The sequence below is a fragment of the gamma proteobacterium symbiont of Scutellera amethystina genome, from assembly GCF_059730845.1.
The window spans coordinates 2005238-2032113 of record NZ_AP035935.1 but is presented as its reverse complement, the minus strand read 5'-3'; the positions used below and the strand labels follow the sequence as shown (position 1 = coordinate 2032113).

26 protein-coding genes, 1 pseudogene and 1 other annotated feature are annotated in these 26876 nt (G+C 56.5%); of the genes and pseudogenes, 16 read left to right on the top strand and 11 right to left on the bottom strand.

Annotated features, from left to right (window positions below):
• Positions 1-64: 64 nt before the first annotated feature.
• The 5 genes from acnA to topA all read right to left on the bottom strand — a co-directional run bounded on the left by acnA (position 65) and on the right by topA (position 7778).
• Positions 65-2746 (bottom strand): aconitate hydratase AcnA, encoded by a 2682-nt coding sequence (acnA, locus tag AC6I79_RS09405; RefSeq protein ID WP_159378132.1) that lies wholly within the window; start codon positions 2744-2746, stop codon positions 65-67.
• A 436-nt stretch (positions 2747-3182) separates the two neighbouring features.
• Positions 3183-3359 (bottom strand): YciX family protein, encoded by a 177-nt coding sequence (locus AC6I79_RS09400; RefSeq protein ID WP_021314644.1) that lies wholly within the window; start codon positions 3357-3359, stop codon positions 3183-3185.
• A gap of 3 nt (positions 3360-3362) precedes the next feature.
• The gene (locus AC6I79_RS09395; protein ID WP_071813666.1) at positions 3363-3521 is read right to left on the bottom strand and encodes a YmiA family putative membrane protein; all 159 of its coding nucleotides are present in this window, start codon (positions 3519-3521) and stop codon (positions 3363-3365) included.
• Between the two features lie 492 nt (positions 3522-4013).
• Positions 4014-4988, bottom strand: a complete 975-nt coding sequence (gene cysB, locus AC6I79_RS09390; protein WP_021510116.1) for an HTH-type transcriptional regulator CysB — start codon at positions 4986-4988, stop codon at positions 4014-4016.
• Positions 4989-5180: 192 nt separating this feature from the next.
• Positions 5181-7778 (bottom strand): type I DNA topoisomerase, encoded by a 2598-nt coding sequence (gene topA, locus AC6I79_RS09385; protein ID WP_498027714.1) that lies wholly within the window; start codon positions 7776-7778, stop codon positions 5181-5183.
• 370 nt (positions 7779-8148) lie between these two features.
• On the opposite strand from topA, the gene AC6I79_RS09380 reads away from it, so the two are divergent.
• Positions 8149-8397 (top strand): DUF2498 family protein, encoded by a 249-nt coding sequence (locus AC6I79_RS09380; protein WP_394517425.1) that lies wholly within the window; start codon positions 8149-8151, stop codon positions 8395-8397.
• Between the two features lie 26 nt (positions 8398-8423).
• On the opposite strand, the gene sohB is transcribed toward AC6I79_RS09380, so the two are convergent.
• Positions 8424-9470: a protease SohB gene (gene sohB / locus AC6I79_RS09375; RefSeq protein WP_058758624.1), complete on the bottom strand. Its 1047-nt coding sequence runs from the start codon at positions 9468-9470 to the stop codon at positions 8424-8426.
• 174 nt (positions 9471-9644) lie between these two features.
• On the opposite strand from sohB, the gene AC6I79_RS09370 reads away from it, so the two are divergent.
• Together AC6I79_RS09370 and cobO are read left to right on the top strand one after the other, a co-directional pair.
• Positions 9645-10409: a YciK family oxidoreductase gene (locus tag AC6I79_RS09370; protein WP_159378129.1), complete on the top strand. Its 765-nt coding sequence runs from the start codon at positions 9645-9647 to the stop codon at positions 10407-10409.
• Positions 10406-10993, top strand: coding sequence for a cob(I)yrinic acid a,c-diamide adenosyltransferase (gene cobO, locus AC6I79_RS09365; RefSeq protein ID WP_159378128.1), 588 nt, complete (start codon positions 10406-10408; stop codon positions 10991-10993). Before AC6I79_RS09370 ends, cobO begins: the two co-directional genes overlap by 4 nt.
• Before the next feature lie 33 nt (positions 10994-11026).
• Here the strand turns inward: cobO and rluB are convergent, their stop codons facing one another.
• Positions 11027-11905 carry a 23S rRNA pseudouridine(2605) synthase RluB gene (rluB, locus tag AC6I79_RS09360; protein WP_021510110.1) on the bottom strand — a complete coding sequence of 293 codons (879 nt, stop codon included), beginning with the start codon at positions 11903-11905 and terminating at the stop codon, positions 11027-11029.
• A gap of 818 nt (positions 11906-12723) precedes the next feature.
• Between rluB and AC6I79_RS09355 the strand changes: the two genes are divergently transcribed.
• On the top strand, positions 12724-13380 hold the full coding sequence (locus AC6I79_RS09355; RefSeq protein WP_181444749.1) for a S1 family serine peptidase: 657 nt from the start codon (positions 12724-12726) through the stop codon (positions 13378-13380).
• Here AC6I79_RS09355 and AC6I79_RS09350 read toward each other — a convergent pair whose 3' ends face one another.
• Both AC6I79_RS09350 and rnm read right to left on the bottom strand, forming a co-directional pair.
• Positions 13381-14001, bottom strand: a complete 621-nt coding sequence (locus AC6I79_RS09350) for an L-threonylcarbamoyladenylate synthase (RefSeq protein WP_021510107.1) — start codon at positions 13999-14001, stop codon at positions 13381-13383.
• Positions 14002-14013: 12 nt separating this feature from the next.
• Positions 14014-14898: an RNase RNM gene (gene rnm / locus AC6I79_RS09345; protein ID WP_088517175.1), complete on the bottom strand. Its 885-nt coding sequence runs from the start codon at positions 14896-14898 to the stop codon at positions 14014-14016.
• Between the two features lie 155 nt (positions 14899-15053).
• Positions 15054-15158: a sequence feature (Trp leader region), on the top strand.
• A gap of 23 nt (positions 15159-15181) precedes the next feature.
• Here rnm and AC6I79_RS09340 point away from each other — a divergent pair.
• The 6 genes and pseudogenes from AC6I79_RS09340 to AC6I79_RS09315 all read left to right on the top strand — a co-directional run bounded on the left by AC6I79_RS09340 (position 15182) and on the right by AC6I79_RS09315 (position 22236).
• The gene (locus AC6I79_RS09340; protein WP_031280219.1) at positions 15182-16744 is read left to right on the top strand and encodes an anthranilate synthase component 1; all 1563 of its coding nucleotides are present in this window, start codon (positions 15182-15184) and stop codon (positions 16742-16744) included.
• A pseudogene (gene trpD, locus AC6I79_RS09335) lies at positions 16744-18337 on the top strand (bifunctional anthranilate synthase glutamate amidotransferase component TrpG/anthranilate phosphoribosyltransferase TrpD). The gene AC6I79_RS09340 and the pseudogene trpD overlap by 1 nt, the downstream one beginning before the upstream one ends.
• A gap of 1 nt (position 18338) precedes the next feature.
• Positions 18339-19706, top strand: a complete 1368-nt coding sequence (trpCF, locus tag AC6I79_RS09330) for a bifunctional indole-3-glycerol-phosphate synthase TrpC/phosphoribosylanthranilate isomerase TrpF (protein ID WP_498027713.1) — start codon at positions 18339-18341, stop codon at positions 19704-19706.
• Positions 19707-19752: 46 nt separating this feature from the next.
• Positions 19753-20946 (top strand): tryptophan synthase subunit beta, encoded by a 1194-nt coding sequence (trpB, locus tag AC6I79_RS09325; RefSeq protein ID WP_498027712.1) that lies wholly within the window; start codon positions 19753-19755, stop codon positions 20944-20946.
• Positions 20946-21749, top strand: a complete 804-nt coding sequence (gene trpA, locus AC6I79_RS09320; RefSeq protein WP_058771266.1) for a tryptophan synthase subunit alpha — start codon at positions 20946-20948, stop codon at positions 21747-21749. Before trpB ends, trpA begins: the two co-directional genes overlap by 1 nt.
• Before the next feature lie 172 nt (positions 21750-21921).
• Positions 21922-22236, top strand: coding sequence for a BON domain-containing protein (locus AC6I79_RS09315; RefSeq protein ID WP_021510099.1), 315 nt, complete (start codon positions 21922-21924; stop codon positions 22234-22236).
• Positions 22237-22283: 47 nt separating this feature from the next.
• Here the strand turns inward: AC6I79_RS09315 and ompW are convergent, their stop codons facing one another.
• Positions 22284-22916 (bottom strand): outer membrane protein OmpW, encoded by a 633-nt coding sequence (gene ompW, locus AC6I79_RS09310; RefSeq protein ID WP_058771265.1) that lies wholly within the window; start codon positions 22914-22916, stop codon positions 22284-22286.
• 245 nt (positions 22917-23161) lie between these two features.
• Between ompW and AC6I79_RS09305 the strand changes: the two genes are divergently transcribed.
• Genes AC6I79_RS09305 through yciA form a run of 4 tightly spaced genes read left to right on the top strand, consistent with a single transcriptional unit; the run spans position 23162 to position 25411 of the window.
• Positions 23162-23578, top strand: coding sequence for a YkgJ family cysteine cluster protein (locus tag AC6I79_RS09305; RefSeq protein ID WP_260642135.1), 417 nt, complete (start codon positions 23162-23164; stop codon positions 23576-23578).
• Between the two features lie 27 nt (positions 23579-23605).
• Entirely contained in the window at positions 23606-24340 is a 735-nt protein-coding gene (locus AC6I79_RS09300; RefSeq protein WP_104092993.1) for a YciC family protein, read from the top strand.
• Positions 24341-24400: 60 nt separating this feature from the next.
• Entirely contained in the window at positions 24401-24940 is a 540-nt protein-coding gene (locus tag AC6I79_RS09295; protein ID WP_058758637.1) for a septation protein A, read from the top strand.
• A gap of 54 nt (positions 24941-24994) precedes the next feature.
• A complete protein-coding gene (gene yciA / locus AC6I79_RS09290; protein WP_058758638.1) occupies positions 24995-25411 on the top strand; it encodes an acyl-CoA thioester hydrolase YciA in 417 nt (138 codons plus the stop codon).
• A 51-nt stretch (positions 25412-25462) separates the two neighbouring features.
• Here the strand turns inward: yciA and tonB are convergent, their stop codons facing one another.
• The gene (gene tonB, locus AC6I79_RS09285; RefSeq protein ID WP_181444748.1) at positions 25463-26194 is read right to left on the bottom strand and encodes a TonB system transport protein TonB; all 732 of its coding nucleotides are present in this window, start codon (positions 26192-26194) and stop codon (positions 25463-25465) included.
• 205 nt (positions 26195-26399) lie between these two features.
• On the opposite strand from tonB, the gene AC6I79_RS09280 reads away from it, so the two are divergent.
• Both AC6I79_RS09280 and AC6I79_RS09275 read left to right on the top strand, forming a co-directional pair.
• The gene (locus AC6I79_RS09280; RefSeq protein ID WP_010617723.1) at positions 26400-26696 is read left to right on the top strand and encodes a YciI family protein; all 297 of its coding nucleotides are present in this window, start codon (positions 26400-26402) and stop codon (positions 26694-26696) included.
• Positions 26696-26869: a hypothetical protein gene (locus tag AC6I79_RS09275; protein ID WP_021510092.1), complete on the top strand. Its 174-nt coding sequence runs from the start codon at positions 26696-26698 to the stop codon at positions 26867-26869. The genes AC6I79_RS09280 and AC6I79_RS09275 overlap by 1 nt, the downstream gene beginning before the upstream one ends.
• The last annotated feature ends 7 nt before the right edge of the window (positions 26870-26876 follow it).

Sequence of the window (26876 nt, the reverse complement as noted above, 5' to 3'; positions counted from 1 at the left end):
GTGCGCTCTCGCGTCATGAACTTTCTGCGTCAATAATAAAGCCGGGCATGCCCGGCTTTGTTTTTTAGTTGAGCATATTGCGTATCACGTAATGCAGGATGCCGTCGTTCTGGTAATAGGTCAGCTCATTACCGGTATCGATACGACAACGAGTATCCAGTGTCTGCTGACTGCCGTCAGCCCGCGTCAGCGTTACCGGGACGCTGCAACCGGGCTGCAGTTGCGCCAGATTTGCCACGTCGATACGCTCTTCCCCGGTCAGCTGCAGCGTCTTACGCGTTACGCCCGCCGGGAATTCCAGCGGTAAAATACCCATGCCGATAAGGTTAGAGCGGTGAATACGCTCGAACGATTCGGCAATCACCACGCGCACGCCCTGCAGACGCGGACCTTTCGCCGCCCAGTCGCGGCTGGATCCGGAGCCGTACTCTTTTCCGGCGATCACTGCAAGCGGCACGCCCTCCTCCTGATACTTCATCGCCGCATCGTAGATAGCCAGCTGTTCCTGGCTCGGATAGTGCCGGGTATAACCGCCCTCGACACCAGGCACCATTTCGTTGCGAATACGGATGTTAGCGAAAGTACCGCGCATCATGACTTCGTGGTTGCCGCGTCGTGAGCCATACGAGTTGAAGTCGTTACGCTCAACGCCGTGCGCAAGCAGATAACGCCCCGCCGGACTCTCCGCTTTAATGCTGCCAGCAGGGGAAATATGGTCGGTCGTCACCGAATCACCGAGCATCGCCAGGATGCGCGCGCCACTGATGTCCTGCACCGGCTGCGGCGTTTTTTCCATATCGTCAAAGAACGGGGACAGCCGGATATAGGTGGAGCCTTCATCCCAGTCGTAGGTGGCGGCTTCGCTGACTTTGATCTGCTGCCACTCGGGCGTACCGTCGAACACCTCGGCATACTCTTTATGGAACATGTCGCTGGTGACTTTCTGCACCGATGCGGCAATCTCTTCCGGCGATGGCCAGATGTCCTGCAGATAGACATCATTGCCCTGCTGATCCTGACCGATCGGATCGGTCTGCAGGTTGATCTTCATGTTACCCGCCAGCGCATACGCCACCACCAGCGGCGGAGACGCCAGCCAGTTGGTTTTCACCAGCGGATGGATGCGCCCTTCAAAGTTACGGTTGCCGGACAATACGGCACCCACCGTCAGATCGCCCTCTTTGATGGCGCTTTCGATCTCATCCGGCAGCGGGCCGGAGTTACCGATACAGGTGGTACAGCCGTAACCCACGAGGTTAAAGCCCAGCTCATCGAGGTACGGTGTCAGCTGCGCCACGGCGAGATAATCTGACACCACTTTTGATCCTGGTGCCAGCGAGGCTTTAACCCAGGGCTTGCGCATCAATCCACGCTCAACGGCTTTTTTCGCCAGCAGGCCAGCCGCCATCAGCACGCTGGGGTTGGAGGTGTTGGTACAGGACGTAATCGCCGAAATCACTACTGCCCCATCATCCAGCTGAATTGAGTCGCCGGTTTCGCTGTCCCGATAGCTGACGGTTTTGTGCGGCTTCTGCGCGTGATTCACTTCCAGCTCGTTGCTGGCATCAAACGCCGCCGGCACATCACCAAGTGATACGCGGTCCTGCGGACGTTTCGGACCGGCCAGGCTGGATTCGACCTCGGCCATATCCAGCGCCAGCGTGCTGGTGAAGATGGGCTCATCGCCCGGTTTACGCCACAGCCCCTGCTGTTTTGCATAGGCTTCCACCAGCTCAACCTGCTGCGCATCGCGCCCGGTGAGCGTCATGTAGCTGAGCGTTACTTCATCAATCGGGAAGAAACCGCAGGTTGCACCATATTCCGGCGCCATGTTGGCGATGGTTGCGCGATCCGCCAGCGGCAGATCGGCCAGTCCATCACCGTAGAATTCGACAAACTTACCGACCACTCCGTGCTTGCGCAGCATCTGCGTCACAGTTAATACCAGGTCGGTGGCGGTGATACCGGGGCGCAGTTTGCCGGTCAGCTTGAAACCCACCACATCGGGAATCAGCATTGAAACCGGCTGGCCCAGCATGGCGGCTTCAGCTTCAATGCCGCCTACGCCCCAGCCAAGCACACCCAGGGCGTTGATCATGGTGGTATGGGAATCGGTGCCGACCAGCGTATCCGGATAAGCCACTTCTTTGCCGTCCAGCGTTTCATGCCAGATGGCTTTACCAAGGTACTCCAGATTGACCTGATGACAGATACCGGTGCCCGGCGGCACGACGCGGAAACGGTTAAAGGCTTTTTGCCCCCAGCGCAGGAAAACATAGCGTTCGTGGTTGCGTTCCATCTCCAGGCGCACGTTTTCTTCAAATGCATCGTCATCGCCAAAATGGTCGACCGTGACCGAGTGGTCAATCACCAGATCGACCGGTGACAGCGGGTTAACTTTCGCCACATCACCGCCCAGCCGCTTAACGGCTTCACGCATCGCCGCAAGGTCAACCACGGCCGGTACACCGGTGAAATCCTGCATTAATACGCGCGCCGGACGATAAGCAATTTCGCGATCGGCATGTGCAGTTTGCTGCCACGCCACCAGCGCCTGAATATCTGCTGCCGTTACGGAATCTTCATCCTGCCAGCGCAGCAGGTTTTCCAGCAGAACCTTGAGGGATTTTGGTAAGCGATCGATGTCACCGACCTGCTGAGCGGCTTTCGGCAAGCTGTAGTAATGATATTTTTTTGCCCCTACTTCCAGCGCATCCTGACTCTGCTCACGTAACGTTAACGACATAACTCCTCCTTTTATGGGCTCTTCTGCTAAACCTCAGAGAGTGCAAGGTTTAGCTTAAAGATAGACCACATTTTCGTTAACGTTTTGATAACAACACGAATTGACACACAAAACCGCAACGAAAAATGCCCTGACTAATGTCAGGGCATTCAGAAAGCGTTAACTGGCAGGATTAGCGAATTACAGGACGGCCCAGACGGCCGCAGCCCAAAAGGCCATTGAGAAGGCATAAACGCTGAGCCATGAAAAAGTTGTGGTATTCATCTGTCACTCCTCCCGGATCGCGGGCAACAAAAAGCCATCGTCTTCAGCGTTGTACTGATGACACCGTTTTTTTAGATGCTGAGTGTTAAAGGACGGGCTTTTAACGTGCCCACCGGAGAGTCCGGTAAAATGCGCGACAGTATGTCTTAATAAGAATTGGACGCAGACTGCGTTATTTAGACTTCGGATCCATGAATGATTCAATAAAGCTGCGCTGCTGCTCACTCAGTTCCCAGGAAGCCGGGATTGCCACTTGCGGTTCAGCAGGCGCTTCTTTGGCTTTGCACACCGGTGCTTTAGGCTGACGCGCAGCGACCGGATATTTACGACTGAGTGTATTTGCCCACATGGCTTAACCCCACATACGCCAAATCATTAACGCCACCACTACCCAGAACAGTGCTGAAGCAGCGAAGACAGTCAACCAGGCTTTGCGACGGATGTTACCTGAACGCTCTACCTTGGTGCTTTTAGCCCGGAAGTCCGGTTGTACAGTTAATCTCGTAGTCATAGTTTTTGATAATCACTCTCAATAAAACGATTGATAACAACGATGAAGATTTAGGACGAATCCTAAACTTGTTAAGTCCAAAAATCCAGTTATTTTTATTGAGCACAACGATTAACGCTATTTATCAAAACCGCCAAAACTGATGAGATAAATTTAAGCACGCTGCAAACTATTAATTTAATAGTTACATTGTAAATTTGGCTTAAACCAAAATTAGATCCACTCTAAATTTGAGTTTAATTTAACGAGCCAGTTAAAAAGCCCTTTCTCATCAGCTCTTAACTGGAGTATGGGAATATTCCTGGCAGTCCGCAAAGCGGCAAAGTAAAAATTGTGTACTGATTCGCATTTAATAAATAACAATGAAAAAACATGTGACGCATGTTTCATTTACAAAAAAATAATGGAATTTTTTGAGGTTCTGCTGGTGCTAAGCGGCGGGAGGTGTGCGGGAAGTCGCTGGACATCCCGCAAAAATAATGAGTTAGGTGATTACCTGAAAGGAAGCTTGATATCGCGGAACATCGCTTCGATATCTTCGTTTGAGCGCAGCGCCACAGCGGCGTCCACCACGTCTCGCGTCAGATGCGGTGCGAAGCGCTGAATGAAATCATACATATAGCTGCGCAGGAAGGTGCTGCGCCGGAAACCAATCTTGGTAGTGCTATTGGTGAAGATTTCTGAAGCTTCGATGCGCACCAAATCCGGATCGGAAACCGGGTCCACCGCCATGCTGGCAATCACCCCAACCCCCAGGCCTAAACGCACGTAGGTTTTGATCACGTCGGCATCGGTTGCGGTAAAAACAATACGCGGCGTTAAACCGGCACGGTTAAACGCAGTATCCAGTTCTGAGCGGCCGGTAAAACCGAAGGTGTAAGTTACCAGCGGGAAATCAGCCAGCTCCTCAATCGACACATTGGATTTCCCCGCCAGCGGATGATCCGGCGTGACCACAATGGCACGGTTCCAGTGATAGCACGGCAGCATAATTAAGTCGTCGTACAGGTGCAGCGCTTCGGTGGCAATGGCGAAATCGGCATTGCCTTTGGAGACCGCCTCAGCAATTTGTGTGGGCGAGCCCTGATGCATATGCAGGGAGACGCGCGGATAGCGTTCGATAAAGCCTTTGATTACGCCAGGCAGTGCATAACGCGCCTGAGTGTGGGTCGTGGCCACGTACAGCGATCCTTTATCTGGCCAGGTGTGTTCACCGGCAACCGATTTGATCGCATCCACTTTGGACAAAACTTCGCGGGCAATACGGATAATCTCTTCACCCGCTGGCGTCACCTGCGTCAGATGTTTGCCGCTGCGGGCAAAAATCTGCACGCCCAGCTCATCTTCCAGCATGCGCACCTGCTTACTGATGCCCGGTTGCGAGGTATACAGCCCCTCTGCCGTGGAGGAGACATTGAGGTTGTGGTTAACGACTTCAACGATGTAACGCAACTGCTGCAATTTCATAGTTATATCTTCCCGATAGCGACAGAGGTGCATTCCCTGCAGGCGTGTATCCGCCCTGATGGCGTAATAATGAGGGAAAGCGAGTCAGCAAAATGCAATAAGCTATAACTACTATATCAGTTAACGTAAGAATGTAGAACGATTAGCTATAAGGATGGGAAAAAGGCCAGCGAACGCTGGCCTCCAGGGGGGTTACTTCTTCGCTTCCTGCCACTTACCGTCGATATAGAAAACCGACCAGCCGGTCGCTTTGCCCTCTTTTTCTGAGGCAACATACTGCTGTTTGGTCTTACGGCTAAAACGCACCAGCGTTTTATTGCCTTCCGGATCCACTGCCGGCGCTTCGGCCAGATATTTCAGTTTCTCCGGCAGACGGTCAGCAAAGCGCTGCAGCTCTTCCACCAGCGGCGCACGGGTTTCACGCGATTTCGGGAAGGTGTTAGCGGCCAGGAACACGCCCGCAGCTCCGTCACGCAGCACAAAATACGCATCCGATTTTTCGCACGGCAGCTCCGGCAGCGGTACCGGATCTTCTTTCGGCGGCGCGACTTCGCCGTTACGCAGAATCTTACGGGTATTTTTACACTCGTCGTTGGTACAGGCCATGTACTTACCAAAACGCCCCATCTTCAGGTGCATTTCAGAGCCACATTTTTCGCACTCAACAATCGGACCGTCATAACCTTTAATACGGAATTCACCCTGCTCGATTTCATAACCGTCACACTCCGGGTTATTACCACAGACGTGCAGTTTACGGCCGTTGTCGATCAGGTAGCTGTCCATCGCGGTGCCGCATTTCTGGCAGCGACGACGGGCGCGCAGCGCGTTGGTTTCGGCATCATCGCCTTCCAGCACGTTAAGCACTTCGTTTTCCGGGATCAGGTTAATGGTCTGCTTGCAGCGCTCTTTCGGCGGCAGTGCATAACCGGAACAGCCCAGGAACACGCCGGTGCTGGCGGTGCGAATTCCCATTTTGCGTCCGCAGGTTGGGCAGTCGATGGAGGTCAGCACCATCTGGTTCGGCTGCATGCCGCCCTCTTCCGGATCTTTCTCCGCCTGCTCCAGCTGCTGGCTGAAATCACTGAAGAATGAATCCAGCACCGCTTTCCATTGCGCTTCGTTATTCGCGACCTGGTCGAGACTGTCTTCCATGTGCGCGGTGAAATCATAATTCATCAGCTCACGGAAGTTCTCTTCCAGACGATCGGTAACAATCTCCCCCATCTTCTCGGCGTAGAAACGGCGGTTTTCCACCCGCACGTAACCGCGATCCTGGATGGTGGAAATGATCGAGGCATAGGTAGACGGGCGGCCAATGCCACGCTTCTCCAGCTCGCGTACCAGCGAAGCTTCGCTGAAGCGCGCCGGCGGCTTGGTAAAGTGCTGGCCCGGCAGCAGGGATTTCAGATCCAGCGTGTCGCCCACGTTCACCGGCGGCAGCGTCAAATCTTCATCATTTTTACGCAGCGCCGGCATCACTTTGGTCCAGCCGTCGAAACGCAGCGTACGCCCTTTCGCTTTCAGTTTGAAATCTGCCGCGCCGACGGTCAGCGTGGTGGAATCATATTGCGCGGGCACCATCTGGCAGGCCACGAACTGGCGCCAGATCAGCTGATACAGCTTCTGCGCATCCGCTTCCATATCCTTCAGCTGCTCGGCGGCAACGTTGACATCAGAAGGACGAATCGCTTCGTGCGCTTCCTGTGAATTCTCTTTGCTGGCGTAGGTGTTGGGCGCATCCGGCAGGTAGTTCTTGCCGAATTTTTTCTCCACGTAGCCACGCGCCATCGCCACCGCGTCCTGACTCAGGTTGGTGGAATCGGTACGCATATAGGTGATGTGACCGGCTTCATACAGACGCTGTGCCATCATCATGGTTTTCTTCACGCCAAAACCAAGGCGGGTGCTCGCCGCCTGCTGCAGCGTCGAGGTAATAAACGGCGCCGACGGTTTGCTGCTGGTCGGCTTGTCTTCACGATCCAGAACGGCGTAACGCGCCTTTTCCAGGATGGTCACGGCCGCTTCGGTTTGCTCGCGGTTAACCGGGCGGAACACTTTGTCGCCCTGATGCGTCACCCTGACCGCCAGCGCATCGCCTTTCGGCGTCGACAGATCGGCGTCAATTTCCCAGTACTCTTCCGGTACGAAGGCTTTGATTTCTCGCTCGCGCTCCACCACCAGGCGCACGGCAACCGACTGTACGCGTCCGGCCGACAGGCCACGGGCAATTTTTTTCCACAGCAGCGGCGACACCATATAGCCCACCACGCGGTCCATAAAACGACGCGCCTGCTGCGCATTGACGCGCTCAATATTCAGTTCGCCCGGCTTCTCGAACGCCTGACGAATCGCATTTTTGGTGATTTCGTTAAACACCACGCGGCTGAAGCGTTTGTCATCGCCACCGATCACTTCCCGCAGGTGCCAGGCAATGGCTTCCCCTTCGCGGTCAAGGTCGGTTGCGAGATAGATGTGGTCGGCATCGGCAGCCAGGTTCTTCAGTTCGGAGACGACTTTTTCCTTGCCGGGCAGAATCTGATAGTCCGCTTCCCAGCCGTGCCACGGGTCAACGCCCATGCGATTAACCAGCGCGGCCTTTTCATCTTTCTTTACTTTCTTGCCGGTTTTCGCCTTTTCCCCGTCGGCACTTTTACGGGCCGTTGAACCACTGGTCGGCAAATCACGGATATGACCGACGCTGGATTTCACCACGTAGTCATTACCGAGGTATTTATTGATTGTTTTGGCCTTTGCCGGGGACTCAACGATGACGAGTGCTTTACCCATATGTACCTTTACCTAATTGAAACGTCCTGATAAACGGGAGAGGATTGGCAGCCCCAAAACCCAATGGGTTCAATATTGCTGCTGACTTTTTGCTTTTCAAGCCAGCGGGGACAATCTCTGGTCAGATTGCATCGGCATTTGCAACTTGATGATTAAGAGCGAGTTTTCCGTCTGACGGTATCACACATCCTGGTGTGATCTCCCTGAAAGCTGAATCGCCCACACTCTACCTGATAAAATCTGTTACGCAACTTAATTAGCATTCTGTTTAATTTCTCGCCAGTTTTCTGACCGAACGCTGATTTGCTGAACGCACCGACAGGCAAGTAATATAGAAGGAGAAAATTCGCTGTCAAAAAAGAGGTGAAAAATGTCAGCAGAAACGGAATCCATTTCACACCAGGCGCTACTGGAAATCGCTAATCAGCTCATTGAGCAGCACGATGAATATTTTGCCGGGATGGAAGCCACTGAGGTGATTCAGCAGGGCGAGGTTCTGGTGTTTCGCGGCCCGTGGTTCCTCGATGATGAAGGGTTGCCGACCGCCAAAACCACAGCGGTGTTTAACGTGTTTAAGCACCTTGCCGTGGTGCTCTCCACGCAGTATCACCTGGCATAAAAAAACCCGGCCTGCGCCGGGTTTATTCACAACAGCGGTTTATCACCGCGCTGCCAGATTTTCAGAATCAGCCGCTCGGCTGCCACACTGGCACTGTGGGTCACGCGATCAATCATCTTTTTCTTGCGCGCGAAGTGCACGCCCAGCACGCTAAAACGGTCCATACGCGCAATGATCAGCGCATCGCTGGTACCAATCTCATCAATCAGCCCCAGATCCAGCGCCTGACGGCCATACCAGTGTTCGCCCGTCGCCACTTTGTCCAGATCCAGCGCCGGACGCATCTGATGCACAAAATCTTTAAACAGCTGATGGGTTTCATTCAGGTCTTCCTGAAACTTCTCCCGCCCTTCCTCGGTATTCTCACCAAACAGCGTCAGCGTACGCTTGTACTGGCCGGCAGTGTGCAGCTCCACATCAATGTCGTTACGCTTCAGCAGCCGGTTAAAGTTAGGGATTTGCGCCACCACACCGATGGAACCAATGATGGAGAACGGCGCCGCCACGATGCGATCCGCAACGCAGGCCATCATGTAGCCACCGCTGGCGGCAACTTTATCCACCACCGCCGTCAGCTGCAGCCCCGCATCACGCAGACGTTGTAACTGCGACGCGGCCAGGCCATAACCGTGCACCACGCCACCGGGACTTTCCAGCCGCAGCAGCACTTCATCACCCGGTTGCGCTACCGCCAGCACCGCGGAGATCTCTTCGCGCAACGAGCTGACTTCACCGGCGTCCATACTGCCTTTGAACTCCAGCACATAGAGAGTCGGCTTCGCCGCTTCAGTCACACCGGCTTTGGCATTGCGCTTTTCGGCTTTGGCTTTCTGTTTCTCTTCTTTCTTATGCTGCTTCAGCCACACTTTTTGCGCCTGCGGCTTCATCTTCGCCAGCTGCAGGTCCTCTTTCATCTCGCGATAGGCTTCGTCGAGATGGGTTAAGCGCAGCTGACCGCCGCTGTGACGTTTACGCAGCGCGGCATTGAGCACAATCAGTACAATAGCTGCGATCGCCACCACGACGGTGACGGCCTTGGCCAGAAATAATCCATAACTGGAGAGTAAATCCATTCTGCCGCCTTATTAAACAGTGAATTACAGTCAAACCCTGAGTTTACCCGCTTTGATGCCGTTCGTCGCCTGAAATGCCGGCAGGCGGCACAGAATGCGCGTTGCGGCGATTGCACCTTGCGCCAAATTGAGGCATAAAGCCAAAAAACCCTCTGACCTGCAAAGGACATCGCTGTGCATTATCAACCGAAAAGCGACCTGCTGGACAATCGCATCATTCTTGTGACCGGTGCTTCCAACGGCATCGGCCGCGAAGCCGCCCTGACCTATGCGCGCTACGGTGCGCGCGTGATTCTGCTCGGCCGCAATGCCACCACGCTGCAGCAAACCGCTGAGGCGATTAATCAGCTCAATAAACAGCCCGCGGCTACGCTGCTGCTGGATCTGGCGCACGCCACACCGGAAAGCTGCCAGCAGCTGGCGCAACAGGTTGCCGCGCTGGTGCCGCGGCTGGATGGCGTGCTGCATAACGCCGGCATTCTCGGTGAAATCGTGCCGCTGGCGGAACTCGATCCGGCGGTCTGGCAGCAGGTGATGCAAATCAACCTCGACGCCACCTTCTATTTAACGCAGGCGCTGCTGCCGCTGCTGCTGAAATCCGACGCCGGTTCACTGGTGTTCACCACCTCCAGCGTGGGCCGCACCGGCCGCGCGGGCTGGGGCGCCTATGCCGTGTCGAAATTCGCCACCGAAGGCATGATGCAGGTGCTGGCCGATGAGTATAAAAACCGCCATCTGCGGGTGAACTGCATCAATCCCGGCGGCACGCGCACCAAAATGCGCGCCAGCGCCTTCCCGGAGGAGAATGCCAGCCTGCTGAAAACCCCGGCCGACCTGATGCCGCTCTACCTCTATCTGATGGGCGATGACAGCCGCCGTAAAACCGGCATCAGCTACGATGCACAACCGGGGCGCAAGCCGGGACCGGCCAGCGCATGAGCGATCGTCACCAGCAACGCCAGCAGCGGCTGAAAGAGCAGGTTGACGCCCGCATCGCCGCCGCCACCGAAACGCGCGGCATCCTGATGGTGTTTACCGGCAACGGCAAAGGTAAAACCACCGCCGCTTTTGGCACCGCGCTGCGCGCCTGTGGCCACGGTAAAAACGTGGCTGCCGTGCAGTTTATTAAGGGCGAATGGCCCAATGGTGAACGTAATCTGCTGGCGCAGCACGGCGTGGAGTTTCAGGTGATGGCCACCGGCTTTACCTGGGAGACGCAAAACCGTGCCAGCGATACGGCCGCCTGCCAGCAGGTGTGGCAACAGGCCAGACGCATGCTGCAAGACACGTCGCTGGATCTGGTGATACTGGATGAAATCACCTACATGGTGAGTATGGATTATCTCGATCTGGATGAGCTGGTCACTGCACTGCAGCAGCGTCCGCCGCAGCAAAGTGTGATCATTACCGGGCGCGGCTGTCACCGCACGCTACTGGAACTGGCGGATACCGTCAGCGAGATGCGTCCGGTCAAACACGCGTTTGACGCCGGCATTCAGGCACAGCAGGGAATCGACTGGTAAAAACGGACGCCGCAGGCGCGGCGTCGGGGAGCATCAGGCACCGCGTTTGGTGTTGTTGCGACGCGGGCTGTTATTGCTTACCGCGCTATGGCGTTTCACCGCCCGGCGGATTTGGTTCGCTTTGGTGCGGCGACGATCTTTCTCGACCGCCACTTTGGTCACCGTCTCTTCCGGCAGTCCCACCAGCTTACGCAGGTAGTTGACCGCCGGCAGTTCCATCTCCATCCAGCCGCCGCGCGGCAGACCTTTTGGCAGCTGAATATCGCCGTAGCGCACGCGCATCAGACGGCTTACCTGCACGCCAACCGCTTCCCACAGACGACGCACCTCGCGGTTACGCCCTTCCGTCAGGGTGACGTTGTACCACTGGTTAATGCCTTCGCCGCCGGCGAATTTGATGGTTTTGAACGCTGCCGGACCGTCTTCCAGCTGCACGCCCTTGCTCAGCTGACGCACTTTTTCGTCATCCACTTCACCGAATACGCGCACTGCGTATTCACGCTCAACTTCGCGGCTTGGGTGCATCAGGCGGTTGGCCAGCTCACCGTCGGTGGTGAACAACATCAGACCGCAGGTGTTCACGTCCAGACGGCCGACGGCAATCCAGCGTGAACCGCGCAGGCGCGGCAGACGATCAAATACCGTTGGGCGCCCTTCCGGATCGTTGCGCGTGCACAGCTCACCTTCCGGTTTGTAATACGCCAGTACGCGACACACCTCGGTGGCCGATTCAGCAATCGATACCAGATGGCCATCAATACGGATTTTCAGGGTTTTGTCATTTTCGATGCGATCGCCCAGCGTCGCCAGTTTGCCATCGACGCTGATGCGTCCGGCTGAAATCATTGCTTCGATTTCACGGCGCGAACCGTGTCCGGCGCGCGCTAATACTTTTTGTAATTTCTCGCTCATGGAGCTGCCTCGTTGTCGCCTTCCCAGGCGTCGTGGTAATGAAGAGGTAAGATACCGGCGTTACCAGGTCCCGTATCAGAATCTGTGACCGCTTCGCGCCAGGTGCCAGCGCGGACGGCCGGAGATTTTACACCAGCTAAAGTTTCGTTAACACCTTTTCCTTTTCTGCCGATAATAAAGCGCCTGTGGTCCGGAGGCTGAAGCGGGCAGCAAGGTCATTGATTCAGATTTCTGATTGATTTGCGTAAAGAGCGTGATGATAGCCTGCGCAACCCGCTGAAATTACGTTGTTTTGCCTGAGACCGTTTATTTATTTAATGACGCGCCGATTAGTGCCGCAATAGATTAAAGAGGCTCACCAGTCTATTACCCGCAGCGTTCCCGGCCAGGCTGCAGATGTGCAAACAGAAAATCGGCGTAAAACACCAAAATTAGCACAAAGAACTAAATAGTGGTGTTAGTAAAGCTTATTGCAGCCAGCAGCACCAGCCATACAGCAGATTGGCGCTGCAGGTTGGATTAAGTCTGTATTTTCGCTTTTATTTGATAAAGATTAAATATGATGAATTGTTCTGCCGCGAAAACTGTGTAAAATTTAATCCTGAATTCGGCTAAGCAGTATCAGAAATTATTTTAATTACTTTTTATAAGCTTTCAAACAACAAGCCATTAACAAATAATGGTACAGCTGGCCTGATAATATAATCCGGCGCGCTCGGGAAATGGCGCGCTAATCGTTTCACGGATTGAATTTAATTTGTCTGTCGAAAGTCTTCACCAGGGATTTTGCTGACGGACATTAAATGAAGACCGCCATCATGAGAACCTCCCTGCTTTGGCCGGCGCTTGCAGCGCTGGCACTGAGCGGCTGTTCCGTGGGCCATACTGAGTACAGTCGTACGGCGCTGCAGCACGTGGATATGAGCGTGACCGGCATCCCGACGGTACTGGGTCTGGGCATCCTCGGTACAACCATTCCGTTAACACCGGAATACAGTCTGACTGCCGCGCACGTGGCCAAAACCGCCGTGCAGCGCGTGAAGGCTTATCACCCCTATTGCGACGTCGCGATTATTTATCATAAAAACAGTCCGGATACGCTGGCGAAATTCCGCAGCAGCGCGGTGGGCGAGCCAATTAAAATGTATGGCTACAGTTTTATTTCCGCGATGCCGGTGGAGTCGAGCGGCGTTAATCTGGCGCGCACCGCCATTAATAATCGCTGGAATAAAAAGCCCTGTATGGCAATGGCTTCCGATGCCGGTGTCGTTCAGGGGATGTCAGGCGGCGCTGTCTATAATGCCGACCAGACCATCAGCGGAGTGATTGTGGGTTACAGCCATGAAATTGCTAACGTACGCAGCAAAAAAGTCATCTTAAAAGATGTCTCGCTGTACATTCCGTACGGCGATTTCAAACGCTGGCTGGAAGCCAACATCGGCCAGACGCCACAAACAGCGCCTGGCCCGGCGTAATCACAGGAACGGGCGGGTATCGCCTGCCCCTTCACGCACGATGACGGGCGCATCGCTGGTGAGATCGATCACGGTGGTTGGCTGCTGGCCCAGCGTGCCGCCATCGATAATTAAATCCACCAGCTTGCCGATGCTGTGCTGGATCTCTTCCGGATCGGATTCAGTGAAATCATTGCCTGGCAGCATCAGGGAGGTCGACATCATCGGCTCATTGAGGCGTTCCAGCAGCGCCAGCGCCACCGGGTTTGACGGTACGCGCAGGCCGATGGTTTTACGTTTGTCGTTCATCAGACGACGCGGCACTTCTTTGGTGGCCTTCAGAATGAAGGTGTAATTGCCTGGCGTATTGTTTTTCAGAATGCGAAACGCGCTGTTATCCACCTGCGAATAGGTCGACAGCTCAGAGAGATCGCGGCACATCAGGGTAAAGTTATGGTTACCATCGAGCTGACGAATGCGGCAGATGCGTTCCATGGCATTCTTCTCTTCCAGACGGCATCCCAGCGCGTAGCCGGAATCGGTCGGATAGACAATAACGCTGCCTTTGTTGAGATAATCCACCGCCTGATTAACCAGACGCGGCTGCGGATTTTCCGGATGAATGTGAAAAAGTTGACTCATAAAAACCTCATATCACCCATCAACGTGCGATCTGACCGGCGCTAAAGCGGGAAAACGCTCCCAGACCGGCTCCACGCCGCCCGGCAGCCATAGCTTGCGCCCCAGTTCAATCCACGGACAGGGTTGGTGAAAATCGGACCCCTGCGAGGCCGCTAGCTGATTATCGCGCGCATAGCTCGCCAGCTGGGTACGTTCATTCGGTGCCTGCTGACACTGCGCCACTTCCATCGCATCGCCGCCTTCTGCGGCAAAATGCGCAATCAGTCGCTTCAGCCATTTGGCCGACAGCCCGTAGCGCGCAGGATGGGCCAGTACCGCCACGCCACCAGAATGATGAATAGCATCAATGGCTTGTTTAATTGTACACCATTGTGGTGGCACGTAGCCGGTTTTGCCGCGCGCCAGATAGTTTTTAAATACCTGCGCCATGTTATCGGCTTTGCCCAGCTCTACCAGATAGCGGGCAAAATGCCCGCGGGTAATCACCCCGCCCTGCGCCAGACGCTGAGCGCCGGCCAGTGCGTCAGGAATGCGCGCGCGCTCCAGCCGTTCGGCAATCAGTTCTGCACGTGCCATACGGCACTGGTGCTGCTGCGCCAGAAAAGCAGTTAACGCCGGATGCTGCGTATCAACGTTGAGTCCGACAATATGAATTTCGTGATTTTCCCACAGCGTAGACGCTTCCACACCGGCCAGTACCCGCAGCGGTAGCTGAAGCTGCTGCACCGCCGCCTGCGCTTCGGCAACGCCCGCCACGCTGTCGTGATCGGTAATCGCCAGCACGCCGACGTGCATCTCAACGGCGCGCTGCACCAGCGCGGTCGGCGTCAGCAAACCGTCAGAAGCCTGGGTATGGCTGTGTAAATCATAAAGTGGAAAACGGGCGATATCTGACAAGGTCACTCCAGCGACTGCAATAAACCGGCTGGCATGATAACGATTTTGCCCGTAACTGAAAAAGGGTATTGACTTTTTTCACCCGAACCAGTTAACTAGTACACAAGTTCACACGTAACGGGTATTTAATCATGGCTCTTATTGGTACGCATGTTAATGGTTGGTGGCGCGATGATCCCTTTCACGGGCGACGTCGTCATGCACATTTTGCGTAACCGCAGTGCAGATACCTGAGCCCGCCACCGAGCGGGCTTTTTTTTGAGCGAAATTCAGAGAATCCATTATGGCTAATGCGAAACCTACATTGAAGTTGATTACCGGTACCGCGCCCTACCGCGAAGATCCGGCCGCAGTGTTTCATCAATTATGCGGCGCACGTCCGGCAACTCTGCTGCTTGAATCTGCCGATATCGACAGCAAGCAGAACCTGAAAAGCCTGCTGATTGTCGATAGCGCGCTGCGCATCAGCGCCCTGGGCAATGTTGTTACCCTGCAGGCGCTGTCGGAAAACGGCCGCGCGCTGCTGCCGCTGCTGGACGAAGCGCTGCCGCCCGAGGTGCGCATCGCCGTTCGCCCGGACGGACGTGAGCTGCATTTCACGCCGGTTGAGGGTCTGCACGATGAAGACTCCCGCCTGAAGGCGCTGTCGGTGTTTGATGCACTGCGTCTGATTCCGCATCTGGTGAACAGCCCGGCCGAAGAACGTGAAGCCATGCTGCTGGGCGGCCTGTTTGCCTACGATCTGGTGGCGGGATTTGAAGATCTGCCGCCGCTGCGCAATGACCAAAGCTGCCCTGACTACTGTTTCTACCTCGCCGAAACGTTACTGGTGATCGATCACCAACAGCGCAGCGCCCGTCTGCAGGCCAGCCTGTTTGCGCCGTCGACCAGCGAGTTTCAGCGTCTGCAGAGCCGTATTGAACAGCTGCACGGTCAGATGACGCAGCCAGCGCCAGCGCTGCCGGTGCAGCGCGTCGAGCAGATGACGCTGAGCACCAGCCAGAGCGATGAGGCTTACTGCAACGTGGTAAGCGAACTGCAGCAGGCCATTCGCATCGGCGAAATTTTCCAGGTGGTTCCTTCGCGCCGCTTCTCGCTGCCGTGCCCGTCACCGCTGGCGGCTTACGATACGCTGAAAAACAGCAACCCCAGCCCGTACATGTTCTTTATGCAGGATCAGGATTTTGCGCTGTTCGGCGCTTCGCCGGAGAGCTCGCTGAAGTATGACGCCAGCTCGCGCCAGATCGAAATCTACCCGATTGCCGGTACGCGTCCGCGCGGTCGCCATGCGGATGGCTCGCTGGATCGCGACCTGGACAGCCGTATTGAACTGGAAATGCGCACCGATCATAAAGAGCTGGCTGAGCACCTGATGCTGGTTGATCTGGCGCGCAACGACCTGGCGCGTATCTGTGTGCCCGGCAGCCGTTACGTGGCGGATTTAACCAAAGTGGACCGCTACTCGTTTGTGATGCATCTGGTGTCCCGCGTGGTAGGCACGCTGCGCAACGATCTTGATGTGCTGCACGCCTATCGCGCCTGCATGAACATGGGCACGCTGAGTGGCGCACCGAAAGTGCGTGCGATGCAGCTGATTGCGGAAAAAGAAGGCACGCGGCGCGGCAGCTACGGCGGCGCGGTCGGCTACTTCACCGCCAGCGGCGACCTTGATACCTGCATCGTCATCCGCTCCGCCTGGGTGGAAGGTGGCGTTGCCACCGTGCAGGCCGGTGCCGGCGTGGTGCTGGATTCTCAGCCTCAGGCTGAAGCGGATGAGAGCCGCAACAAAGCCCGCGCGGTATTGCGCGCCATCGCTACTGCCCATCACTGCAAGGAGATTTTCTGATGGCCGATATCCTGCTGCTCGATAATATCGACTCCTTTACCTACAACCTCGTTGATCAGCTGCGTACCTTTGGCCACAACGTGGTGATCTACCGCAACAACGTCCCGGCAGAAGTGCTGATCGACCGCCTGCAGCAGATGGAAAACCCGGTGCTGATGCTTTCACCCGGCCCTGGCGCACCCAAAGATGCCGGCTGCATGCCACAGCTGTTACAGGCGCTGCGCGGTCAGCTGCCGATCATTGGTATCTGTCTCGGCCATCAGGCCATTGTCGAAGCTTACGGCGGCCACGTCGGCCAGGCGGGTGAAATTCTGCACGGTAAAGCCTCCGCCATTACCCATGATGGCGAGGCGATGTTTACCGGCCTCAGCAACCCGCTGCCGGTGGCGCGCTACCACTCGCTGGTAGGCAGCAATACGCCGGCGGAACTGACGGTTAACGCCAGCTACAACGGCATGGTGATGGCGGTGCGTCACGAAACGGACCGCGTGTGCGGCTTCCAGTTCCATCCCGAGTCGATTCTCACCACGCAGGGCGCACGTCTGCTGGAGCAAACACTGGCCTGGGCGCTGGCGAAATAACAGGGAGATGATGATGCAAACTATTCTGGAAAAACTGTATCAGGCGCAAACGCTGAGCCAGGCCGAGAGCCACCAGCTGTTCAGCGCGATTATTACCGGACAGCTGGAGCCGACGCAGCTGGCAGCGGCGCTGATCGCCATGAAAGTGCGTGGCGAGCGCCCGGAAGAGATCGCCGGTGCCGCCTCCGCGCTGCTGGCCGATGCCAGACCGTTCCCGCGTCCGGACTATACTTTTGCCGATATCGTTGGCACCGGCGGTGATGGCAGCAACAGCATTAATATTTCAACGGCCAGCGCCTTTGTCGCCGCCACCTGCGGGCTGAAAGTGGCCAAGCACGGCAACCGCAGCGTCTCCAGCAAATCCGGATCTTCCGATCTGCTGGCCGCTTTCGGTATCAACCTCGACATGCCGGCGCAGCAGGCACGGCAGGCGCTGGACGATCTCAACGTCTGTTTCCTGTTTGCGCCGCAATATCACAGCGGTTTCCGCCACGCGATGCCGGTGCGCCAGCAACTGAAAACCCGCACGCTGTTTAACGTGCTGGGTCCGCTGATCAACCCGGCGCGCCCACCGCTGGCGGTGATTGGCGTCTACAGTCCGGAACTGGTACTGCCCATCGCCCAGACGCTGAAAGTGCTGGGCTACCAGCGTGCTGCCGTGGTGCACGGTGGCGGCATGGATGAAGTGGCGCTGCACAGTGCGACCCAGGTCGCTGAGCTGCGTGACGGTGAGATCACCAGTTACCAGCTGACGCCGGAAGACTTTGGCTTCAGCTTCCAGCCGAAAGAGGCGCTGGCCGGTGGCACACCGGAAGAAAACCGTGACATTCTGACGCGTTTGCTCCAGGGTAAAGGCCAGCCCGCCCACGAGCAGGCCGTTGCGGTAAATGTCGCAATGTTGCTGAAAGTATTCGGAAATGAAGATTTGCGCGATAACGCTGAGCGCGCCATGGCTGCCATTCGCAGCGGTCAGGCGTACGAGCGCGTTGTGGCACTGGCAGCGAGAGGATGAAATGAGTATCAAGGGCACCGTATTAGAGAAAATTGTGCAGGATAAAGCCCTGTGGGTTGAAGCACGTAAATCGCAGCAGCCGCTGGCCTCCTTCCAGAACGATCTGCAGCCGGCGGAGCGTCATTTTTACGAGGCGCTGCGTGGCACGCGCACCGTCTTCATTCTGGAGTGTAAAAAAGCCTCCCCGTCGAAAGGGCTGATTCGCGCCGATTTTGATCCCGCGACTATCGCCGGGATCTATCGCCATTACGCCTCTGCAGTGTCAGTGCTGACCGATGAGAAATATTTCCAGGGCAGCTTTGATTTCCTGCCGGTGGTCAGCGCCGCCATCACGCAGCCGGTGCTGTGCAAAGACTTTATTATTGATCCCTACCAGATTTACCTGGCGCGCCATTATCAGGCCGATGCCATTCTGCTGATGCTGTCCGTACTGGATGATGAGCAGTACCGTCAGCTGGCTGCGGTGGTGCACAGCCTGAAAATGGGCGTGCTGACCGAAGTCAGTAATGAAGAAGAGCTGGAGCGGGCTATCGCGCTGGAAGCTAAAGTGGTCGGCATCAACAACCGCGATCTGCGTGATTTGTCGATTGACCTGAATCGCACGCGTCAGCTGGCCCCGCGTCTTAGCCATGGCGTCACCGTGATCAGCGAGTCTGGCATCCATAATTACGCCCAGGTGCGCGAGCTGAGCCATTTTGCCAACGGCTTTTTAATTGGCTCGGCGCTGATGGAAGAGCACGACCTCGACGCCGGTGTACGCCGCTTACTGCTGGGCGATAACAAGGTGTGCGGCCTGACCCGCCCGGAAGATGCGCAGGCCGCGCATCAGGCTGGCGCGCTGTATGGCGGCGTGATCTTTGCCGCCGGTTCGCCGCGCCAGGTTAACGAGGCGCAGGCGCAGGCGGTGATCGCCGCTGCGCCGCTGAAGTATGTCGGCGTGTTCCGCAATCAGGCTATCAGTGACGTTGTCACGTTAGCGACGCGTTTATCGCTTGCGGCCGTCCAGCTGCACGGCGACGAAGACAAAGCCTACGTCGCGGAATTGCGCCAGGCGCTGCCAGCCAGCGTGCGCATCTGGAAGGCACTGAGCATTCAAGATCGGTTGCCGCCACGCGACTGGCCGCACGTTGATCGCTACGTGCTGGATAATGGCCAGGGTGGCAGCGGTCAGCGCTTTGACTGGTCGCTGCTGCAGGGTGAAGACCTGGTTGATGTGCTGCTGGCCGGTGGCCTGAGCGCCGATAACTGCGTCGAAGCTGCTCAGCTCGGCTGCGCCGGCCTCGACTTCAACTCCGGCGTGGAGTCCGCGCCGGGCATCAAAGATGCCAGCAAAGTCGCGGCGGTATTCCGCACGCTGCGCGCCTATTAATTGCGTCTGCCCGCCTGCGGGCGGGCCGGATAAGGAAGAGGACACGATGACGACATTACTTAATCCCTACTTTGGCGAGTTCGGCGGCCAGTATGTGCCGCAGATTTTGATGCCAGCACTGCGTCAGCTGGAAACGGCCTTTGTTGAAGCACAGCGCGATCCGGCGTTTCAGGCAGAATTTACTGACCTGCTGAAAAACTACGCCGGTCGCCCGACGGCCCTGACGCTGTGCAGCAACCTGACCAAAGGCAGCAAAACCCGCCTGTACCTGAAGCGCGAAGACCTGCTGCACGGCGGCGCTCACAAAACTAACCAGGTGCTGGGCCAGGCGCTGCTGGCAAAACGCATGGGCAAAAACGAGATCATCGCGGAAACCGGCGCCGGTCAGCACGGCGTGGCATCGGCACTGGCGTGTGCCCTGCTCGGCATGAAATGCCGTATTTACATGGGCGCGAAAGACGTTGAGCGTCAGTCACCCAACGTGTTCCGTATGCGGCTGATGGGCGCAGAGGTGATTCCGGTACACAGCGGCTCGGCCACGCTGAAAGATGCCTGTAACGAGGCGCTGCGCGACTGGTCCGGCAGCTACGAAACCGCGCACTACATGCTCGGCACTGCCGCAGGTCCGCACCCGTTCCCGACCATTGTGCGTGAATTCCAGCGCATGATTGGCGAAGAGACCAAAGCGCAGATTCTGGAAAAAGAGGGTCGCCTGCCGGATGCAGTACTGGCGTGCGTCGGCGGCGGTTCTAACGCCATCGGCATGTTTGCGGACTTCATCGAAGAGAGCAGCGTGCGCCTGATCGGCGTGGAGCCTGCGGGTCACGGTATTGACACCGGTGAGCACGGTGCGCCGCTCAAGCACGGTCGCGTCGGCATCTATTTCGGCATGAAGGCGCCGATGATGCAGACCGAAGAGGGACAGATCGAAGAGTCCTACTCCATCTCTGCCGGTCTCGATTTCCCGTCGGTCGGTCCGCAGCATGCGCACCTGAACAGCACCGGCCGCGCTGACTACGTGTCAATCACGGATGATGAAGCGCTGGAGGCCTTTAAGACGCTGTGTCGTGCCGAAGGCATCATTCCGGCACTGGAGTCATCGCACGCGCTGGCGTATGCGCTGAAGATGATCTGCGATAATCCGGACAAAGAACAGCTGCTGGTGGTGAACCTTTCCGGCCGCGGTGACAAAGACATTTTTACCGTTCACGATATTCTGAAAGCTAAGGGAGAGATCTGATGGAGCGTTATAATCAGCTGTTTCAACGTCTGTCCGCGAAACAGGAAGGCGCGTTTGTGCCCTTCGTCACCCTTGGCGATCCGTCGCCGGCGCTGTCGCTGAAAATTATCGATGCGCTGGTCGCGGGCGGTGCGGATGCGCTGGAGCTGGGGATTCCATTCTCCGACCCGCTGGCCGATGGACCGACGATTCAGGGCGCTACGCTGCGCGCCTTTGCCGCCGGCACCACCGTGGCGCAGTGTTTTGAAATGCTCGCCACCGTGCGCCAGAAATACCCCGATCTGCCGATTGGCCTGCTGATGTACGCCAACCTGGTGTTCAGCAGAGGTATCGACAACTTCTACGCGCAGTGCGCTGCGGTGGGCGTTGACTCGGTGCTGGTGGCTGACGTGCCGGTGGAAGAGTCGGCCCCCTTCCGCCAGGCGGCGATGCGTCACAACATTGCGCCGATCTTTATCTGTCCGCCCAACGCGGATGACGATCTGCTGCGCGAAATCGCCTCGCACGGCCGTGGCTACACCTATCTGCTGTCGCGCGCGGGCGTTACCGGGGCGGAAAACCGCGCCAGCCTGCCGCTGCATCATCTGATCGAGAAGCTGCGCGAATATCATGCTGCGCCGCCGCTGCAGGGCTTTGGCATCTCTGAGCCGGGTCAGGTGAAAGAGGCAGTTGCCGCCGGAGCCGCCGGAGCCATCTCCGGCTCGGCCATCGTGAAAATCATCGAGCGTAATCAGAACGACCCAACGGCGCTGCTTAGCGAACTGCAAACGTTCGTCAGCGATCTCAAAGCGGCTACCCGCTGAGTTGGCACGGCCCTGCACAAGCTGCAGGGCCCTTCTTACTTCCTGCCCCCTTTTTTCTCCCCTGCGACAAACTTTTTCATCGCGCCTGAGTTGCCGAAATGCGAGGCACGGCCCACACTTAAGCGTGCCGTCACGTTACGGTGCACCACCATCTATGACAGGGAGATAACCAATGAAATTGTTCAAAGTCGTTGCGGGTTTTTTAGTGGCTGCAGTGATGGCGCTCACCTTAAGTGCCTGTGCACCAACAGCAACAAAGGAAGGGACCGGCGGTTACATCGATGACACGGTCATTACCACCAAAGTGAAGGCACAGCTGCTGAATGACGAGGCGCTGAAATCGACAGAAATTAACGTTGAGACCTTCAAAGGGAAAGTACAGCTGAGCGGCTTTGTCAGCTCGCCGCAGATGGCCAACCGTGCGGTTGCGGTAACGCGTAACGTGGCGGGGGTAAAATCCGTCGTCAACAATATGCAGATTAAGTAACTAAACGGGCGACCTGCGGGTCGCCCTTTTTCTTTCTGGTGTAAAAATCAGAAACGGTAGCCCGCGCCAAAGAAGAACACCCACGGATCGATGCGGGTATTGATATTCTGCTGTTCGCCCGCCGCTTTGAATTTCACCTCGGTATCGATGTCCATGTACCACAATGACGCGTTGAGCATCCAGTCGCGGTTGATCTGATAATCCAGCCCGACCTGACCCGCTACGCCCCAGGAGTCTTTCACGCTTAAATCGCTCAGCTGCGCATCCTGCCCGGTCTGGTTGAACTTCGCATCGTAGAAGGTGGTGTAGTTGATCCCGACGCCAACGTAAGGGCGCAGCGCGCTTTGGCTATCGAAAAAGTAGTACTGCGCCATCAGGGTGGGCGGCAGCTGACGCACGGTAGCGAGGTTGCCGGTCGGGCCAAGTCCCACTTTGTGGCGGAACGGCGTGGCCGCCAGCAGCTCAACGCCGATATTGTCGGTCGCCATCCAGGTAAACGTCAGACCCAGCTGGGTATCATTACTGACGCTGAAGCCGCCCATACCCAGCACATTATCAGAGCCTTCGGTCGGACGAACGGTCGCGCTACCGGCGCGCACAAAAAAATCACCGGCCTGGTGAGCCAGTGCCAGTTGCGGGATCGCCAGCGCCAGCAGCAGCGCGCATTTAGCCAGTTTCATAATCACTCCTTTGCCGGAAAACAGGGTATTGAGGTTAATCGCGGCACAAGATTTACCCCTTTTTTGCGAAAAGATCATCAGCATCAATTCAAATTAATCACTTATAAAACAATGAATTGATTCAGATCAATTTTGCCTTTACAAGCGGACATAAAAATCCTGTTGCCGCCATGACACGGCGTGATTATGTTGCTATTCCCCTTTTGTGATTTTGGTTCGAAGCCTCAGGAGTGGCGGGCGATCAGATGAGCGATTTACTTAACCCCTGTATGACCTGTGGCGCCTGCTGCGCCCATTTTCGCGTTTCTTTTTACTGGGCCGAAGCCGACGACGGCGGTGGCGCGGTGCCGGTTGAACTGACAGAACCCCTGAGCCTGCTGATGCGCAACATGCGCGGCACCAACGATCGTGCTCCGCGCTGCGTGGCGCTGCAGGGTGAAATTGGCGGCTGTGTATCCTGCGGGATTTATGCGCAGCGGCCGTCACCGTGCCGGGAGTTCGCCATGTCCGGCGAAAATGGCGTGCCGAATGACGCCTGCGATCGCGCCCGGGCGCGCTATGGTTTACCCGCGCTTTTTCACCCTTCTTTACCTGAGATGACAGAAAGTTATGGGATTCCGGGTGCCAGCCTGCCTGCAGAACATGTACAATCGCCGGGTTAATTAACCCCGTTCCTTCAAGGAGTGTACATGTCTATCACGGCAAGCTCGTTATACCGTGACACAGGAAATTTTCTGCGCCATCAGCTGGTCACCATCGTGCTGATGGCGTTGCTGACCTCGTTTATTACCGTGATTGTTGGCCACGCCCTGACGCCGGGCGAGGATCAGTTATCCCTGCTCAGCCAGACCGACAGCAGCGCCTCATCGCTGTTTGAAATCGTTCAGAACATGTCACCGGATCAGCAACGCATTCTGCTGCGCGCCTCTGCCGCCGGCACTTTTGCTGCCCTGATTGGCAACACGCTGCTGCTGGGCGGCATGCTGTGCCTGCTGCCGATGGTATCCAGTGGACAGCGCGTCAGCGCGCTGCGCGCGATTGGCGCCTCTGCGCCGCTGCTGCCGAAACTGCTGGTGCAGACCTTCCTGATCACCCTGCTGGTTCAGCTGGGCTTTATGGTACTGATGGTGCCGGGTGTGATTCTGGCGATTCTGCTGTCGCTGGCGCCGGTGATGCTGGCAAGTGAAAAAATGGGCATTTTCAGTGCGATGCGCGCCAGTATGCGTCTGGCCTGGAAGAACATTAAGGTGATCGCCCCGGCGATTATTCTGTGGCTGCTGGCGAAAATTGCGCTGATGTTCTTCTTCTCCTCGCTGACCGTGCTGCCTGCCAATATCGCTTCGGTGGTGCTCAACGCGCTGGGCAACCTGGTATCAGCCATTCTGATTATCTATTTGTACCGGCTGTATATGCTGTTACGTTAAGCGTTACGGCGCCCGCTGCGGCGCCGTAACTCAACGCTCCTGCCCCTGACTGGAAACGCTATGAAGCAGTTACTCGATTTTCTTCCCCTGGTAGTTTTCTTTATTTTCTACAAGCTGTACGACATTTTCGTCGCCTCCGGCGCGCTGGTGGTGGCGACCGGTATCGCGCTGGTGGTCAGCTGGGTGCTGTACCGCAAGCTGGAAAAGATGACCATTTTCACCTTTGTGCTGGTTGCGGTGTTCGGCACCCTGACCTATGTGTTCCACAACGATGAGTTCATCAAGTGGAAAGTCACGGTGATTTACTCGCTGTTTGCGCTGGCACTGCTGTACAGCCAGTGGTTTATGCAGCAACCGCTGATCCAGACCATGCTTGGCAAAGAGCTGCAGCTGCCGGGTGCGGTATGGCGTCGGCTGAATATCGCCTGGGCCCTGTTCTTCCTGGCCTGCGGCCTGGCGAATATTTATGTCGCGTTTTGGTTATCCCAGGCGTTTTGGGTTAACTTTAAGGTGTTCGGTCTTACCGGCCTGACCCTGCTGTTTACGCTGTTAAGCGGCCTGTACATCTGGCGACAGATGCCGCAACAAGAACAAAAATAATCGATGCAGCCCGGTCTCCGCCGGGCTTGTCTTCACCTGCAGAAGAACTGAGCAATGGACGAAAAACATAAGTTGCCGCAAGGCGAGATGGTCTCGCGTACCCTGGCGATGCCGGCAGATACCAATGCCAACGGTGATATCTTCGGCGGCTGGCTGATGTCGCAGATGGATATGGGCGGCGCGATACTGGCTAAAGAGATTGCCAAAGGCCGCGTGGTAACGGTGCGCGTGGATGGTATGACCTTCCTCAAGCCCGTCGCCGTCGGGGATGTGGTGAGCTGCTACGCGCGCTGCATCCGCACCGGCAATAGCTCGATGACCATTAACGTGGAAGTGTGGATTAAAAAAGTGTCGTCCGAACCGATCGGCCAGACTTACTGCGCCACCGAAGCGGTGTTTGTTTACGTAGCGGTCGATAACAGCGGGAAATCCCGTCCGCTGCCGGAAGGCCAGGCCAATCTGAGCAATTAAGCGTATAAAAAAGCGGCCCGGAATGGCCGCTTTTTCTTTGCCTGTCTGGCTTTACTCGATGTTCGCGCCGCCGTTAATGCGGAACACGATGTTCATCGTCAGCCCCTTGCCCGGCCGCCCTGGCTGATAGCGCCACTTCTTCATCGCCTGCTTCACTTCGCGCTCAAACATGTTGCGCGGCTCGGCGGACAAAATCTCGACGTTATCGACGCGCCCATCGCTGTCCACGTCAAACTTCACCCGCACCCGCCCTTCAACGCGCAGCGCGAACGCACGCGCCGGATACGCCGGCTTGCTGACGCTCATCGCTTTCGGTCCATCCGACACCGTCTGCGTTGGGGACGGGTTACTCTTCGGTGCCGTCGAGGGGCGCGTTTGCGCGGCTGGCGCGTCCTGTTTAAACGGATTCTCCTGCGGCTTCACCTGCTGGCGCGGCTTCGGCTCTGCCTTTTTCTCCACCTTTGGCTTCGGTTTCGGTTTTGGCTTCGGTTTAGGTTCCGGCTTAGGGATCGGCACCGGCTCGGCTTTTGGTGGCTCTGGCGCGACTTCCGGCTCGGGTTCCGGCTCGGGCGGCGGCGGCGGGGTTACTGCTGCCGGCGCCGGTTCAGGCTGCACTTCGGGGGCTACCATGCTAATGCTGATAGGCTGAGACGCTTTAGGAACCTCAATGGTCTGATGAAATGAAGCATAAAGAATGCCGGCGATTACCGAACCGTGAAGGAGCACGGATAAAATCACGGACACAGGCGTTCGGGTTGGAAAAGGCGTAGTCAACGTCGTCATATCAGTCATGTTCATTGAGTGAAGCGCTGATTTTAAATGCAAATAGCAATCAGTTTCAATAAGCACGCTACTGAAGCCCAAAAGAAAGGCGCTTTTTAACCCTGCCTGCGTTGCAGCGCGCGCCCATTATCTTTCGTTTGCACTCTGTTTAGCGATCACTTAACGTGTCTCGCAAATTCGGCAAGTCTAACGGGAGTATCCCATCGTGCTTTACGTCATTTATGCGGAAGATACCGCAGATTCACTGGAAAAACGTAACTCTGTGCGCCCGGCACACCTGGCGCGTCTGCAGCTGCTGCAGGATGAGGGGCGTCTGATTGTCGCCGGTCCTCTGCCTGCCGTCGACAGTAATGAGCCGGGCCCGGCTGGTTTCACCGGTTCTGTGATTGTTGCCGAGTTCTCATCGCTGGAAACGGCCCAGTCGTGGGCCAATGACGATCCATATATCGCCGCTGGCGTGTACGATAAAGTCACGGTTAAACCGTTTAAACGGGTGTTCTGATGCAGTGGCAGCCCCTTCTGTTGTTAGTGCTGGTGCTGCTGCTGATTGGTCGTGCGCTGTGGCTGTGGCGCCGTCAGGGCTGGCGTCAGGCGCGCCAGCACATCGTCATGCTGGTGGTACTGGCGGCGGCCCTGCAGATAGTGAATGTTTCACTGGTATTACGCGGCCACTGACGACCGC